Consider the following 14197-nt stretch of genomic DNA (forward strand, 5'->3'; position numbering starts at 1 on the left):
TCACACTCCCGGCCGCAGCCGGGCGGAGTTCGCACGGCTCTGCCCGGCCTTGAGGTCGGCCTGCAGGACGCTGCCCTGGCGCCACTCGTCCCACGACATGTTCCAGTCGCCGTACCCGTTGTCGAAGGGCGTCATGTCCTCGCCGATGCTGTTGACGACCTTGACGATGTCGCCCTCGTTGATGGTCTCGAAGAACCACGCGGCGTTGCCGGTGGACATGCCCGTACAGCCGTGGCTGACGTTCTCGGCGCCCTGCGAGCCGACCGACCAGGGCGCGGCGTGCACGTACTCCCCGCTCCAGGTGACCCGGGTCGCGTAGTAGACCGGCAGGTCGTACCCGTCCGAACTGCTCGACGAGATGCCGACGGTGTCCCCGCGCATGCGTACGAAGTACTGCTTGCCCAGGACGACCTTGACGCCGTTGCGGGTGGAGAATCCGGGCTTTCCGGTGGTGACCGGAATGGTGTTGATCACTTCTCCGTTCCGCTTGACCGTCATGTAGTGCCCGGCGGCGTCGGTGATGGCCTCGATGCGGTCGCCGGTGGTGATCTTTAGCGGCTTGCCGGGGCCGCCGTACAGCTTGTCGGCGATCTTCACGCCCTCCAGGTTGGAGTGGACGTTGATGGTGGCGTGGGTGGGCCAGTACTCCTTGGGGCGGTAGTGCAGCATCTTGTCGCCCACCCAGTGCCAGTTGCCCTCCACCTTGGGCGTGGACTCGACCCTCAGGGCGCGTTCGACGATCGCGCGGGCCGCCTTGTCCTTGACCGGCTTGCTGAGTTCCGCGGTGATGGGCTGGCCGACGCCGTACTTGCCCGCGTCCGGGCCGAATTCGACCTCCACGGCGTCCTTGACCGCCGCGGTGTCGAACGTCAGTGTGCGCAGCCCTGGGGAGCCGTCCTCGTCCTCCGTGGAGACCTTGGCGGTGTAGTGCGCGCCGGCCACCAGCGGGGCGGTGGAGTGCCAGCGGCTGCCGTCGGCTGCGAGTTCGCCCCCCAGATAGCGTCCGTTGCCGTCGACGGCCGTGACGTCGGTCAGACGGCTGCCCCTGCCCTTGGCGGTGATCTCCAGGGGCTTGCCGGGATCCGCCTTCTGACTGCCCGCCGGGCCGTTGTAGACCACCTGTCCGGCCGCGTCGTACGGCTTGGCCGAGAGCGGGTTGCCGTCCGGCCCGCCGCACCCCGTCGCCCCCACACCGAGGGACAGGACCAGGAGGGTGCAGCTCAGTACGGTGCGGATACGCGGTGCGTGGCTCATGACCACACGGTATGAAGATTCGTCAGATCCAGCGCGCCGGGTGACTGCAAACGAGGGGCCCGTCACCTCATACGTGAGATGACGGGCCCCTCATGGTGCGGCGGGCGCGGAACTACTGGTTCTGGTTCTCGCCGCGGTAGTACTCGAACACCCAGCCGTAGAGACCGACCAGGATCAGCGGCGCCGAGAAGTACAGCAGCCACCAGCCCATGGCGATCGCGAGGAAGGCCAGGGCGCCGCCGATGCCGAGCGAGAGCGGCTGCCAGGAGTGCGGCGCGAAGAAGCCGACCTCACCGGCGTCGTCCGCGACGTCGGCCTCCAAGTCGTCCTGGGCACCCACGTCGACCCGCCGGGCCGTGAAGGCCAGGTAGAAGCCGATCATGACGCTCAGGGCGAAGGCCATGAAGAGCGCGGTGGTTCCGGCCGCTTCCTTCGACCACACGCCGTACACGACGGCCATGATCAGGATGAAGGCGGACAGCCACAGGAACATCTTGCCCTGGATCTTCACTTCCCGGCCTCCTTGCCACCGGCGAGCATCTTGTCACCGTGGACGTCGCCGTGGTTCTCGAGCTGGTCGAGAGCCGCGATCTCCGGGTGGTGCAGGTCGAACGCCGGCGATTCGGAGCGAATGCGCGGCATCGTGAGGAAGTTGTGCCGCGGCGGCGGGCAGGAGGTCGCCCACTCCAGCGAACGGCCGTAGCCCCACGGGTCGTCGACCTCGATCTTCTTGCCGTACTTGGCGGTCTTCCAGACGTTGTAGAAGAACGGCAGGACCGACAGGCCGAGCAGGAACGAGGAGATCGTCGAGATGGTGTTCAGGGCGGTGAAGCCGTCCGCCGCCAGGTAGTCGGCGTAACGACGCGGCATGCCCTCGACACCCAGCCAGTGCTGCACCAGGAACGTGCCGTGGAAGCCCACGAACAGGGTCCAGAAGGTGATCTTGCCGAGCCGCTCGTCCAGCATCTTTCCGGTGAACTTCGGCCACCAGAAGTGGAATCCGGAGAACATCGCGAAGACCACGGTGCCGAAGATGACGTAGTGGAAGTGCGCGACGACGAAGTACGAGTCGGAGACGTGGAAGTCCATCGGCGGCGAGGCCAGGATGACGCCGGTCAGACCACCGAAGGTGAAGGTGATCAGGAAGCCGACGGCCCACAGCATGGGTGTCTCGAAGGACAGTGAGCCCTTCCACATCGTGCCGATCCAGTTGAAGAACTTCACGCCTGTCGGCACGGCGATGAGGAACGTCATGAAGGAGAAGAACGGCAGGAGCACGCCACCGGTGACGTACATGTGGTGCGCCCACACGGTCACGGACAGACCCGCGATCGCGATGGTGGCGCCGATGAGGCCGCTGTAGCCGAACATCGGCTTTCGACTGAACACCGGGATCACTTCGGAAATGATTCCGAAGAATGGCAGGGCGATGATGTACACCTCTGGATGGCCGAAGAACCAGAAGAGGTGTTGCCACAGGATCGCGCCGCCATTACTGGCGTCGAAGACATGGGCACCGAACTTGCGGTCCGCCTCCAGGGCGAACAGCGCGGCCGCCAGGACCGGGAAGGCCAGCAGGACCAGCACACCGGTCAGCAGGACGTTCCACACGAAGATCGGCATCCGGAACATCGTCATGCCAGGGGCACGCATGCAGATGATCGTGGTGATGAAGTTGACCGAGCCGAGGATCGTACCGAAGCCGGAGAAGGCCAGACCCATGATCCACATGTCGGCGCCGACGCCCGGCGAGCGGACCGCGTCCGACAGCGGGGAGTAGGCGAACCAGCCGAAGTCGGCCGCGCCCTGCGGGGTGAGGAAGCCACCGACCGCGATCGTCGAGCCGAACAGGTAGAGCCAGTAGGCGAACATGTTCAGCCGCGGGAACGCCACGTCGGGCGCGCCGATCTGCAGCGGCATGATCCAGTTCGCGAATCCGGCGAACAGCGGCGTCGCGAACATCAGCAGCATGATCGTGCCGTGCATCGTGAACGCCTGGTTGAACTGCTCGTTCGACATGATCTGCGTGCCGGGACGGGCGAGTTCGGCGCGCATGAAGAGCGCCATGATGCCGCCGATGCAGAAGAACGCGAACGACGTGACCAGGTACATCGTGCCGATCGTCTTGTGATCAGTGGTGGTCAACCACTTGATGACGACGTTTCCCGGCTGCTTGCGCCGGACCGGCAGCTCGTTCTCGTACGAGTCGTCTGCTGCCGCGGCACCCTGAGATTCGTTGAGGATGCTCACAGTTTGTTCGTCTCCGCGTTCTTGGCGGGGTCGGTCTGAGCGATGCCCGCCGGCACGTAGCCGGTCTGGCCCTTCGCCGCCAGCTCCTTGAGGTGCTGCTGGTAGCGCTCCGGGGAGACGACCTTCACGTTGAAGAGCATGCGCGAGTGGTCGACGCCGCAGAGCTCGGCGCACTTGCCCAGGAAGGTGCCTTCCTGGTTCGGCGTGACCTCGAAGGAGTTGGTGTGACCCGGGATGACGTCCTGCTTCATGAGGAACGGCACGATCCAGAAGGAGTGGATGACGTCGCGCGAGGTCAGCACGAAGCGGACCTTCTCGCCCTTGGGCAGCCACAGGGTCGGACCGGGGTTACCGGTCTGCGGGTTACGCGTGCCGGGGATACCGACGTCGTAGACACCGCCCGCGTTCGCCGGGAACGCGGTCTTGAACCGGTCCGGGATCGCGGCCAGGTTCTTGTCCGTCTTGGCGTCGCCCTTCACACCGGGCACGTCCTCGACGTAGTTGAAGCCCCAGCTCCACTGATAGCCGACCACGTTGACGGTGTGGGCGGGCTTCGGGGACAGCTCAAGGAGCTTCGACTCGTCGCGTGCGGTGAAGTAGAAGAGCACCGAGACGATGATGAGCGGGACCACGGTGTACAGCGCCTCGATGGGCATGTTGTACCGGGTCTGCGGGGGTACCTCGACCTTGGTGCGGCTGCGCCGGTGGAAGATGACGCTCCACAGGATCAGGCCCCAGACCAGCACGCCCGTGGCGAGCGCAGCCGCCCACGAGCCCTGCCAGAGGGACAGGATCCTGGGAGCCTCGTCCGTCACCGGAGTGGGCATACCAAGTCGAGGGAAGTCTTTCCAGTTGTACGAGCAACCGGATGCTGTCGCCAGGACCAGGCCCGCAGTCAGCACCTGCGGCAGCTTCCGCCGCATCGGGCGCCGCGACGAGCGGTCGGAGCCGTTGGGACTCACGTAGCGCCTTCCCGAGAGTCTCGCCCGCGCTGGTCGGCTACGGCCGTCTCGCTGGTCGGTCGCCGCCCTGGCACGCGGGCAGGGGTTTGGATGTTTATGCGGACCAAACCCTACTGGACGCTATTTGGGGTCGCGCGGGGAGGGTGCCCAACGCGCCGTCCGAGTCACCGAAGGGGTGGCGCCCCGGCGGAATCCCGGCCTCCGGGCCCCATCTGACGCCCCCTCGCATCGCCCCTCGGGCGGTGGGCGGCGGGCCGGGGTTAGCGTGGCCGGGTGCCCTACTTCGACGCGGCCTCCTCGGCCCCCCTGCACCCCGTCGCCCACCAGGCCCTGCAAGCCTCCCTCGACGAGGGGTGGGCCGATCCGGCCCGGCTCTACCGGGAGGGCAGGCGGGCCAGGCTGCTGCTCGACGCGGCGCGGGAGGCCGCCGCGGACGCCGTCGGCTGCCGCCCGGACGAGCTCACCTTCACCAGTTCGGGTACGCACGCGGTGCACTCCGGAATTTACGGATCCTTGTCCGGGCGTCGGCGTGTCGGCCGGCACCTGGTGGTGTCCGCCGTCGAGCACTCCTCGGTCCTGCATTCGGCGGCCTCCCACGAGTCCGGCGGCGGTTCGGTGACCGAGGTGCCGGTGGACCGTACCGGACGGGTCTGGGCCGAGACGTACGCCGCGGCGCTCCGCCCGGACACCGCGCTCGCCTGCCTGCAGTCCGCCAACCACGAGGTGGGCACCCTCCAGCCGGTCGCCGAGGTGGCCGGGGCGTGCCGGGCGGCCGGGGTGCCGCTGCTGGTGGACGCGGCGCAGTCGCTGGCCTGGGGGCCGGTCGAGGGCCCTTGGTCGATCCTCGCGGCGAGCGCCCACAAATGGGGCGGACCGGCAGGAGTCGGGCTCCTCGTGGTGCGCAAGGGCGTCCGGTTCGCGCCTCAAGGGCCCGCGGACGAGCGGGAGTCGGGGCGCGCGGCGGGCTTCGAGAACATCCCCGCGATCGTCGCGGCGGCGGCTTCGCTGCGTGCCGTACAGGCAGAGGCGGCGGCCGAATCGGAGCGCCTGCGCGGCCTGGTGGACCGGATCCGCTCCCGGGTCGTGGAGCTGGTGCCGGATGTGGAGGTGGTCGGCGATCCGGTGCGGCGACTGCCGCATCTGGTCACCTTCTCCTGTCTCTATGTCGATGGGGAGACCCTGCTGCACGAGCTCGACCGGGCGGAATTCTCCGTTTCATCCGGTTCGTCCTGCACCAGCAGCACCCTGACGCCCAGCCATGTGCTGCGCGCGATGGGGGTGCTGAGCGAGGGCAACGTCCGGGTGTCGCTCCCCCGGGGCACGGCGGCGCAGGACGTCGACCGGTTCCTGGAGGTGCTGCCGGAAGTGGTCGCGTCCGTACGGACCAAGCTGGGGGCGCCGGTCGCGGCGGCCGGGCCTGCCGACGCGGCGGAGTTCGTGGTGGACTCGCTCGGCAAGCTCTGCCCGATCCCGGTGATCGAGCTCGCGAAGGCGATCGGGAAGGTGCCGGTGGGCGGCGTCGTGACGGTACTGGCCGACGACGAGGCGGCCCGGCTCGACATCCCGGCGTGGTGCGAGATGCGGGGGCAGGAGTACGTGGGCGAGCACCCGGCGGCGGGCGGAACCGCCTACCGGGTGCGCCGTACGAGCTGAGAGCCGGGGCCGGCCCCGGGCTCCGAGCCCTACTGGAGGTGTGCCTGGACCTCGGCCGCCGCCTCGTCGCCGTACGCCTTGGTGAAGCGGTCCATGAAGTGGGCGCGGCGCAGCGTGTACTCCTGGGTGCCCAGCGTCTCGATGACCAGCGTGGCCAGCATGCAGCCGAGCTGGGCGGCCCGCTCGTGCCCGACGCCCCAGGCGAGGCCCGTCAGGAAGCCCGCGCGGAACGCGTCGCCGACGCCGGTCGGGTCGACCTTGGCCTCCTCCTCCGGGACGCCGACGACGATGGGCTCGGCGCCGACCTGCTCGATGCGCACGCCGCGCGAGCCGAGCGTGGTGACCCGGTAGTCGACCTTGGCGAGGATCTCCGCGTCGCTCCAGCCGGTCTTGGACTCGATGAGCCCCTTCTCGTACTCGTTGGAGAAGAGGTACGTCGCGCCTTCGAGCAGGGTGCGGATGTCGTCGCCGGACATGCGGGCGATCTGCTGCGAGAAGTCGGCCGCGAAGGGGATGGCGCGCGCCTTGCACTCCTCGGTGTGGCGGAGCATCGCCTCGGGGTCGTCCGCGCCGATCAGGACGAGGTCGAGGCCGCCCACGCGGTCGGCGACCGCCTTCAGCTCGATCTGGCGGGCCTCGCTCATCGCGCCCGTGTAGAAGGAGCCGATCTGGTTGTGGTCGGCGTCGGTGGTGCACACGAACCGGGCGGTGTGCAGGACCTCGGAGATCCGCACCGAGCCGGTGTCGACGCCGTGCCGGTCGAGCCAGGCGCGGTACTCGTCGAAGTCGGAGCCGGCCGCGCCGACCAGGATCGGGTTGCCGCCGAGCTGGCCCATGCCGAAGCAGATGTTGGGACCGACCCCGCCACGGCGTACGTCGAGGTTGTCGACCAGGAAGGAGAGGGAGACCGTGTGCAGCTGGTCGGCGACCAGCTGGTCGGCGAATCGGCCGGGGAAGGTCATGAGGTGGTCGGTGGCGATGGAGCCGGTGACTGCGATACGCACGGCGGGGGCGCTCCTGGGAAGGGACGGCGTTGACAGTTCACGCTACCGGGTCGGGGCTGCTGGGCCGACGGGCGGAAACTACCTGATAGTAGGTCTTTCTGCGCATGCCTCCTGGTGCGTACGGTGCGAAGCATGGAAACCAAGATGAGCAGCGGAGCTGTCGGGACGGCCGATCCGAGCCTGGAGGAGCTGCGCGGCGACTGCGCGCGGATGGCTCCGCACTGGGCCGTTCCGGCGAAGGCCGCTCCGGCGCCCGTACCGCCGTCCCTGATCCACGGTGTGACGGTTCCGCCCGCGTCGGTACGGCTGATCGCGGACATGTCCGAATACGGGGACTGAAACGGCCTGATCGCACGGGTGCGGCGCACGGAGGGAACCGTGCGCTCCCCCACTCCGTCCAAGTGGCGTCCCTCGTAAAGGGGATGCGGGATACGACTGGACAGGAGCGATCTGGTGAGCAGCGAGCACACGCAGGACGAACCCCAACAGCGGCGTTCGCGGCGTTCTCCCGTGATCCTCGCCGCGGTCGCCGTGGCCGTACTGGCCGCGGGGGGCGGCGGGGCGTACTGGGCGTCGACAGCGTCCTCGGGCGGTGGCAGTACGCCGCCCGGTGCGGACGGCGCCCCGCCGCCGCTCGCCCTGGACAGCGCGCCCGGCGGCGGTGGCCCGAGCGGGATCGCGCCGGGTGAGCCCAACCCGTACGGCGTGGTCTACCGGGCGTCGGGCCCGCTGCCCGCGGGCCCCGGCAAGGCGGCCGTCCATCAGCCGCGCGGCACGGTCGACGAGGCCGAAGTGACCCGGCTCGCAAGGGCGTTGGGGATCGACGGGGCGGTGCGCCTTGAAGGCACCGCCTGGAAGGCCGGGGTGACGGCGGACGGTTCGGGCCCTGTTCTGACGGTCAATCAGAAGGCGCCGGGTTCCTGGACGTTCACGCGGTACGGGAGCGGCGGCCCGGGCAACTGCCCCAAGGGCAAGATGTGTCCGCTGCACACCACGGGCGCGGACCCCGGCACCGGCACTCCGGTGAGCGAGCAGGCGGCGAAGGCGGCCGCGGCTCCCGTCCTCAAGGCGCTGGGCCAGGACGACGCCAAGCTGGACGCCAGGCAGCTCCTGGTCTCGGCCCGGGTGGTGAACGCCGATCCGGTGGTCGACGGCCTGCCCACGTACGGCTGGGCGACCGGCATCCAGGTCGGCCCGGACGGTCAAGTGGTCGGCGGCAGTGGGCAGTTGAAGGTGCCTGAGAAGGGTGCGACCTATCCGGTGATCAGCGCGGACGAAACGCTGAAGCAGCTCAACGGCCGGGGGACCGACCAGCCGAAGAACAAGGTCTGCCACGGTCCGGCGCCGCTGACGGCGGAGCAGAAGGCCGAGGACCCGTGCCGGCAGACCCCGCCCTCGACGGCGACGGTCGACCGGGCCACGTTCGGGCTCGCCTCGCAGTTCGTGGACGGCACCCAGACGCTCGTACCGTCGTGGCTGTTCCAGGTGAAGCCGGCGGACGGCGGGCAGCTGTTCACGGTCACCGCTCCGGCGGTGGCTCCCCAGTACCTGATCAAGCCCCCGCCGCCGCCCGGCCACCCTGTGCCGGCACCGACCGGTACACCGGGCATCCAGGTCCCGGCCCTGGCGTCGTACGCCGTCGCACCGGACGGCCGCACGCTGACCGTGACGTTCTGGGGCGGGGTGTGCAGCACGTACAAGGCGACCGCCGACGAGAGCGACGGCGGCGTACGGGTCACGGTCACCGGGCAGGTGCGCGACCCGAAGAAGATGTGCATCGCGCTGGCCAAGGAGCAGTCGGTCACCGTCGAGCTGCAGCAGCCGCTCGGGTCACGTCAGGTGGTCGACGCGGACACCGGCAAGGAACTGCCGAAGAAGTAGCGCGCCGGACAGGAAGAGCGGGCGTCGGACACGACGAAAGGCGGGTGCCCCGGTTCTCCGGGGGCACCCGCCTTTCGGCTGCCGCGAGGCTTAGCTGAAGGAGTCACCGCAGGCGCAGGAGCCCGTCGCGTTCGGGTTGTCGATCGTGAAGCCCTGCTTCTCGATGGTGTCCACGAAGTCGATCGAGGCGCCGCCCAGGTAGGGAGCGCTCATGCGGTCGGTCACGACCTTGACGCCGTCGAAGTCCTTGACGACATCGCCGTCGAGCGAACGCTCGTCGAAGAACAGCTGGTAGCGCAGGCCGGAGCAGCCGCCGGGCTGAACGGCGACACGCAGCGCCAGGTCGTCCCGGCCTTCCTGCTCAAGGAGGCCCTTGACCTTGGCCGCGGCGGCGTCGGACAGGAGGATGCCGTCGCTCACGGTGGTGGTCTCGTCCGATACGGACATCTGCTTCTCTCCCGGGTTGTACGGAGACTGCTTGCCGACGGTTGCAACCGCAGGGGCCCCGGATTCATTCCGGGGGGCGCTTGTCTTTCCGTTCCGTCTTCGTGCTCTTCCCATTCATGCTCGCACACCCGAGCGCACCCGGGGAAAGGGCTGTGGACAACCTCCTGACGGAAACCTCCTGGCGGATGCGTCACACCGACACTATGGCCATCGTCAAAGTGACGTGAAGCAGTTATGATAGATAGCGTCATTTAGACGAAAAGGCCTGTCCCAGGCTCGCTGCAGAAAAGAAAGGGTGCGTGACGTGACCACCGCCCAGCCCCGTGACCTCGACGTCCAGCCGACGCCGCTCGCTCTGCTGCTGCTCGGCCGCGAGGCCGACCCCAGGAGCGAGCGCGGCGTGGAGTGTCCCGGCGACCTTCCCTCGCCCTCCGACCCGGACCTCGTGGCGCGCGCCCGCGCCGCCAAGGCGAAGCTCGGCGACAAGGTCTTCATCCTCGGGCACCACTACCAGCGCGACGAGGTCATCGAGTTCGCCGATGTGACCGGCGACTCGTTCAAGCTGGCCAAGGACGCGGCCGCCAGGCCCGAGGCCGAGTACATCGTGTTCTGCGGTGTGCACTTCATGGCCGAGTCGGCGGACATCCTGACCGGCGACGACCAGAAGGTCGTCCTTCCGGACCTCGCGGCGGGCTGCTCGATGGCCGACATGGCCACCGCCGAGCAGGTCGCCGAGTGCTGGGACGTACTGACCGAGGCCGGCGTGGCCGAGCAGGTCGTGCCCGTCTCGTACATGAACTCCTCCGCCGACATCAAGGCGTTCACCGGCAAGCACGGCGGCACGATCTGCACCTCCTCCAACGCCGAGCGCGCCCTGAACTGGGCTTTCGAGCAGGGAGAGCCCTCAACAACAAAGGTGCTGTTCCTGCCGGACCAGCACCTCGGGCGCAACACCGCCGTACGCGATCTCGGCATGTCCCTCGACGACTGCGTGCTCTACAACCCGCACAAGCCGAACGGCGGGCTCACCGTCGAGGAGCTGCGCGCCGCCAAGATGATCCTGTGGCGCGGGCACTGCTCGGTGCACGGCCGGTTCTCGCTGGACTCGGTGAACGACGTACGCGAGCGGATCCCCGGCGTGAACGTGCTGGTCCACCCCGAGTGCAAGCACGAGGTGGTGGCCGCGGCGGACTACGTGGGCTCGACCGAGTACATCATCAAGGCCCTGGAGGCCGCTCCGCGCGGCTCGAAGTGGGCGATCGGCACCGAGCTGAACCTGGTGCGGCGGCTGGCCAACCGGTTCGCCGCCGAGGACAAGGAGATCGTCTTCCTCGACAAGACGGTCTGCTTCTGCTCGACCATGAACCGCATCGACCTCCCCCACCTGGTGTGGACCCTGGAATCGCTCGCCGACGGCAAGCTGATCAACCAGATCCAGGTCGACCGGGAGACCGAGAGCTTCGCGAAGCTGGCCCTCGAAAGGATGCTGGCCCTGCCGTAGCCCCGGACCTGCCTCCGGACCTGACGGAAGGCCGCCCCCCTGTCGGGAGGGCGGCCTTCGTCGTACGGCCCTTCGTGCGGGCCGCGCGGTCAGGCGTTGGCCGGCTCCAGCTGGTCGGAGTCGTCCGACGGGGCCGGGAGCCCCGCCTTCCTGGCGCGCTTGGCCGCCTTCTTCCTGGCCTTGCGCTCCTTGCGGAGCTCGACCATCGCGTAGAGGGTCGGCACCAGGAGCAGGGTGAGCAGCGTCGACGTGACCAGACCGCCGATCACCACGACGGCCAGCGGCTGGGCGATGAAGCCGCCCTCGCCGGTGACGCCCAGCGCCATCGGGAGCAGCGCGAAGATGGTCGCAAGCGCGGTCATCAGGATCGGGCGAAGGCGGTGGCGACCGCCCTCGACGACCGCCTCGACGACACCGAGACCCTGCCCGCGGTACTGGTTGATCAGGTCGATCAGGACGATCGCGTTGGTCACCACGATGCCGATCAGCATCAGCATGCCGATCATCGCCGGGACGCCCATCGGGGTGCCGGTGGCGATCAGCAGACCGATCGCGCCGGTCGCCGCGAACGGGATGGAGACCAGCAGGATCAGCGGCTGGATCAGGGACTTGAACGTGGCGACGAGCAGCATGAAGACGATCGCGATCGCCGCCAGCATCGCCAGGCCCAGGTTCTTGAAGGCGTCCGACTGGTCCGAGGAGACACCGCCGATGGAGGCGGTGGCGCCGGCCGGCAGCTTCAGGTCCTTGATCTTGGCCTGGAGGTCGGTGCTGACCTTGCCGGTGTTGTCGCCGACCGGCTTGGCCGTGATGGTCGCGGAGCGGGCCCCGTCGATCCGGGTCATCGAGACCGGGCCGGGAACCAGCTTCACCTCGGCGATGTCACCGAGCTTGACCGGGCCGAGCGGCAGGTTCCTGAGCTGGTCCACCGTCGTGGCCGGGTTGGCCGACGTGATGTACACATCCCGCTCGGAGTCGCCCATGACCGCCTTGGCGACCTGGGTGCCGCGCACCTGCTGGGCGACGGCCGCGCCGAGCGTGGCCTGGTTGAAGCCCGCGTCGGCCGCCTTGTCGTTGGGCTGCACCGAGACCCGGGGCACGCTCTGCGCCAGGTCGCTCTGGACGTCGCTGACGTCCTTGAGACCGGCGACCGCCTGGCGGACCTGCTCCGAGGCCTTCTTCAGGACGTCCGCGTCGGCCGCCTTGACGACCACGCTCAGGTCCTGGCTGCCGAAGCCGCCCCCGGCCGAGATCGCCGGGTGGCCCGGCTGGTCCTTGAGCGCCGCCTCAAGGCGGTCGTGCGCCTTGTTGTAGTCGCCCGCGTTCTTCAGCGTCACCGTGTACGAGGCCTGGTTGGCGCCGGTACCGCCGCCGAAGGCCGCCATGAAGCCGGAGGAACCGACGGTGACCTGGTAGCTCTTGACGGCCTCGTCGGCGGCGAGGATCCGCTCGACCTTCTTCGACGCGGCGTCCGCGGCGTCCAGGCTGGTGCCCGGCGGCAGTTCCTGCTTGATCGAGAGGGTGTCCTGCTCGCCCTGGTCGAAGAAGTTGGTCTTCAGCAGGCCGGCCATCGCGAACGTACCGACCAGGACGACGGCCGCGAGCACCACGCTGGTGATGCGGCGGCGGGTCGCGAAGCGGAGCACCGGGACGTACATCCGCTGGAGCCGGGACCTGGTCTCCTTCTCCTCGGCCTTGCGGCGCGCCTCGTCCGGGTCGATGCCCGCGATCGCCTTCGGCGCGCGCAGGAACCAGTACGACAGGACCGGGACCACGGTCAGGGAGACCAGCAGCGAGGCGAGCAGGGCGGCGGTGACCGTCACGCTGAAGGAGCCGAAGAGCGTGCCGACCATGCCGCCGACCAGACCGATCGGCAGGAACACCGCGACCGTGGTCAGGGTGGAGGAGGTGACCGCGCCGGCGACCTCCTTGACCGCCGCCAGGATCGCCTCCTGGCGCTCCTCGCCGTAGCCGAGGTGCCGCTTGATGTTCTCCAGGACCACGATCGAGTCGTCGACGACCCGGCCGATCGCGATCGTCAGCGCGCCGAGGGTGAGCATGTTGAGCGAGTAGCCCCCGATCCACAGCACGATCAGGGCGAGGACGACGGACAGCGGGATGGAGACCGCGGTCACCAGGGTGGAGCGGACCGAGGCCAGGAAGACCAGGATCACGATCACCGCGAACAGCAGGCCGAGCGCGCCCTCGGTGGTCAGACCCGAGATGGCCTTGGAGACCTGCGGGCCCTGGTCCGAGACCACGGTGAGTTCCGCGCCGGAACCGAGGTCCTTCTTCAGGTCGGGCAGCTTGTCCTTGACGGCCTGGGAGATCGCGACGGCGCTGCCGTCGTGGTCCATGGTGGCCAGCACGGCGAGGCTGGGCCTGCCGTCGGTCCGGGTGATGGAGACCCGCTTCGAGGGCTCCTGCCGGACGGCCGCGATGTCGCCGAGGCGGACCGGGGCGCCCTGCTTCGGCTTGATCCGCAGGTCCTCGATCTGCTTGACGGAGGTGTACGGGCCGCCGACCTGGACCGTACGGCTCTTGCCGTCCTCGGAGAACGAGCCGCCGGGGACGGTCGCGCCGCCCGCCTTCAGGGCGTCGCCGAGCGTCATGGTGTCGAGCCCGGCCGCGGCGAGCTTCCCCGCATCGGGCGTGACGTCGACCTGGAGGTCCTGGACGCCGTCGACGCTGACCCGGCCGACGCCCTTGATGTCCTGGAGGACCGGGACGACCGTGCGGTCCAGCTGGTCGGCGAGCGCCTGCTGGTCCTTGTCGGAGGTGACGGCGAGCACCACGGTCGGCATGTCGTCGGTGGAGCCGGCCACGACCTGCGGGTCGACGTCCGAAGGGATCTGATTGCGGGACCGGTTGACGGCCTGCTGGATGTCGGCGACGAGCTGCTTCGTACCGGTGCCGTACTCGAAAGTCGCCATGATCACGGCATTGCCCTCGGACGCCGTGGACGTGATGCCCTTGACTCCGCTGACGGCCTTGATGTTCTTTTCGAGGGGCTCTACGACCTGCTTCTCGACCACGTCGGGGGACGCGCCCTGGTAGGGGGCGAGCACCGACACCATCGGCAGTTCGATGGTGGGCAGCAGCTGCTGCTTGAGCTGCGGTATGGCGATCGCCCCGAAGACGATCGCGACGATCGACATCAGGCCTATCAGGGCCCGTTGTGCGAGGCTGAATCTGGACAGCCAGGACATGGGTGGGGTCTCTCTTCCGTGGCGTGCGAGCGGCGA

General features: G+C 68.9%; 11 protein-coding genes. 4 read left to right on the forward strand and 7 right to left on the reverse strand.

Annotated elements, in window-relative coordinates:
- The 4 genes from ACIBK6_RS08445 to coxB all read right to left on the reverse strand — a co-directional run bounded on the left by ACIBK6_RS08445 (position 1) and on the right by coxB (position 4466).
- The gene (locus ACIBK6_RS08445; protein WP_399049904.1) at positions 1–1254 is read right to left on the reverse strand and encodes an Ig-like domain-containing protein; all 1254 of its coding nucleotides are present in this window, start codon (positions 1252–1254) and stop codon (positions 1–3) included.
- A gap of 112 nt (positions 1255–1366) precedes the next feature.
- Positions 1367–1765 (reverse strand): cytochrome c oxidase subunit 4, encoded by a 399-nt coding sequence (locus ACIBK6_RS08450; protein ID WP_399049906.1) that lies wholly within the window; start codon positions 1763–1765, stop codon positions 1367–1369.
- The gene (ctaD, locus tag ACIBK6_RS08455; protein ID WP_399049908.1) at positions 1762–3504 is read right to left on the reverse strand and encodes a cytochrome c oxidase subunit I; all 1743 of its coding nucleotides are present in this window, start codon (positions 3502–3504) and stop codon (positions 1762–1764) included. The genes ACIBK6_RS08450 and ctaD overlap by 4 nt, the downstream gene beginning before the upstream one ends.
- A complete protein-coding gene (gene coxB / locus ACIBK6_RS08460) occupies positions 3501–4466 on the reverse strand; it encodes a cytochrome c oxidase subunit II (protein WP_399049909.1) in 966 nt (321 codons plus the stop codon). Before coxB ends, ctaD begins: the two co-directional genes overlap by 4 nt.
- A 273-nt stretch (positions 4467–4739) precedes the next feature.
- On the opposite strand from coxB, the gene ACIBK6_RS08465 reads away from it, so the two are divergent.
- The gene (locus tag ACIBK6_RS08465) at positions 4740–6119 is read left to right on the forward strand and encodes a cysteine desulfurase/sulfurtransferase TusA family protein (protein WP_399049911.1); all 1380 of its coding nucleotides are present in this window, start codon (positions 4740–4742) and stop codon (positions 6117–6119) included.
- Between the two features lie 29 nt (positions 6120–6148).
- Here the strand turns inward: ACIBK6_RS08465 and ACIBK6_RS08470 are convergent, their stop codons facing one another.
- The gene (locus ACIBK6_RS08470; protein WP_399049912.1) at positions 6149–7123 is read right to left on the reverse strand and encodes a carbohydrate kinase family protein; all 975 of its coding nucleotides are present in this window, start codon (positions 7121–7123) and stop codon (positions 6149–6151) included.
- 132 nt (positions 7124–7255) lie between these two features.
- Between ACIBK6_RS08470 and ACIBK6_RS08475 the strand changes: the two genes are divergently transcribed.
- A complete protein-coding gene (locus ACIBK6_RS08475; RefSeq protein WP_399049913.1) occupies positions 7256–7462 on the forward strand; it encodes a hypothetical protein in 207 nt (68 codons plus the stop codon).
- Positions 7463–7576: 114 nt separating this feature from the next.
- Complete coding sequence (locus ACIBK6_RS08480; protein WP_399049914.1) at positions 7577–9004, forward strand: hypothetical protein; 1428 nt, start codon at positions 7577–7579, stop codon at positions 9002–9004.
- 90 nt (positions 9005–9094) lie between these two features.
- Here ACIBK6_RS08480 and ACIBK6_RS08485 read toward each other — a convergent pair whose 3' ends face one another.
- A complete protein-coding gene (locus ACIBK6_RS08485; protein WP_030933606.1) occupies positions 9095–9451 on the reverse strand; it encodes an iron-sulfur cluster assembly accessory protein in 357 nt (118 codons plus the stop codon).
- A gap of 295 nt (positions 9452–9746) precedes the next feature.
- Between ACIBK6_RS08485 and nadA the strand changes: the two genes are divergently transcribed.
- A complete protein-coding gene (nadA, locus tag ACIBK6_RS08490) occupies positions 9747–10952 on the forward strand; it encodes a quinolinate synthase NadA (RefSeq protein ID WP_399049916.1) in 1206 nt (401 codons plus the stop codon).
- Between the two features lie 89 nt (positions 10953–11041).
- Here the strand turns inward: nadA and ACIBK6_RS08495 are convergent, their stop codons facing one another.
- On the reverse strand, positions 11042–14161 hold the full coding sequence (locus ACIBK6_RS08495) for an efflux RND transporter permease subunit (protein ID WP_399049918.1): 3120 nt from the start codon (positions 14159–14161) through the stop codon (positions 11042–11044).
- Positions 14162–14197 lie beyond the last annotated feature (36 nt).

This window comes from Streptomyces sp. NPDC050485, from assembly GCF_044458185.1.
Lineage (GTDB): Bacteria > Actinomycetota > Actinomycetes > Streptomycetales > Streptomycetaceae > Streptomyces.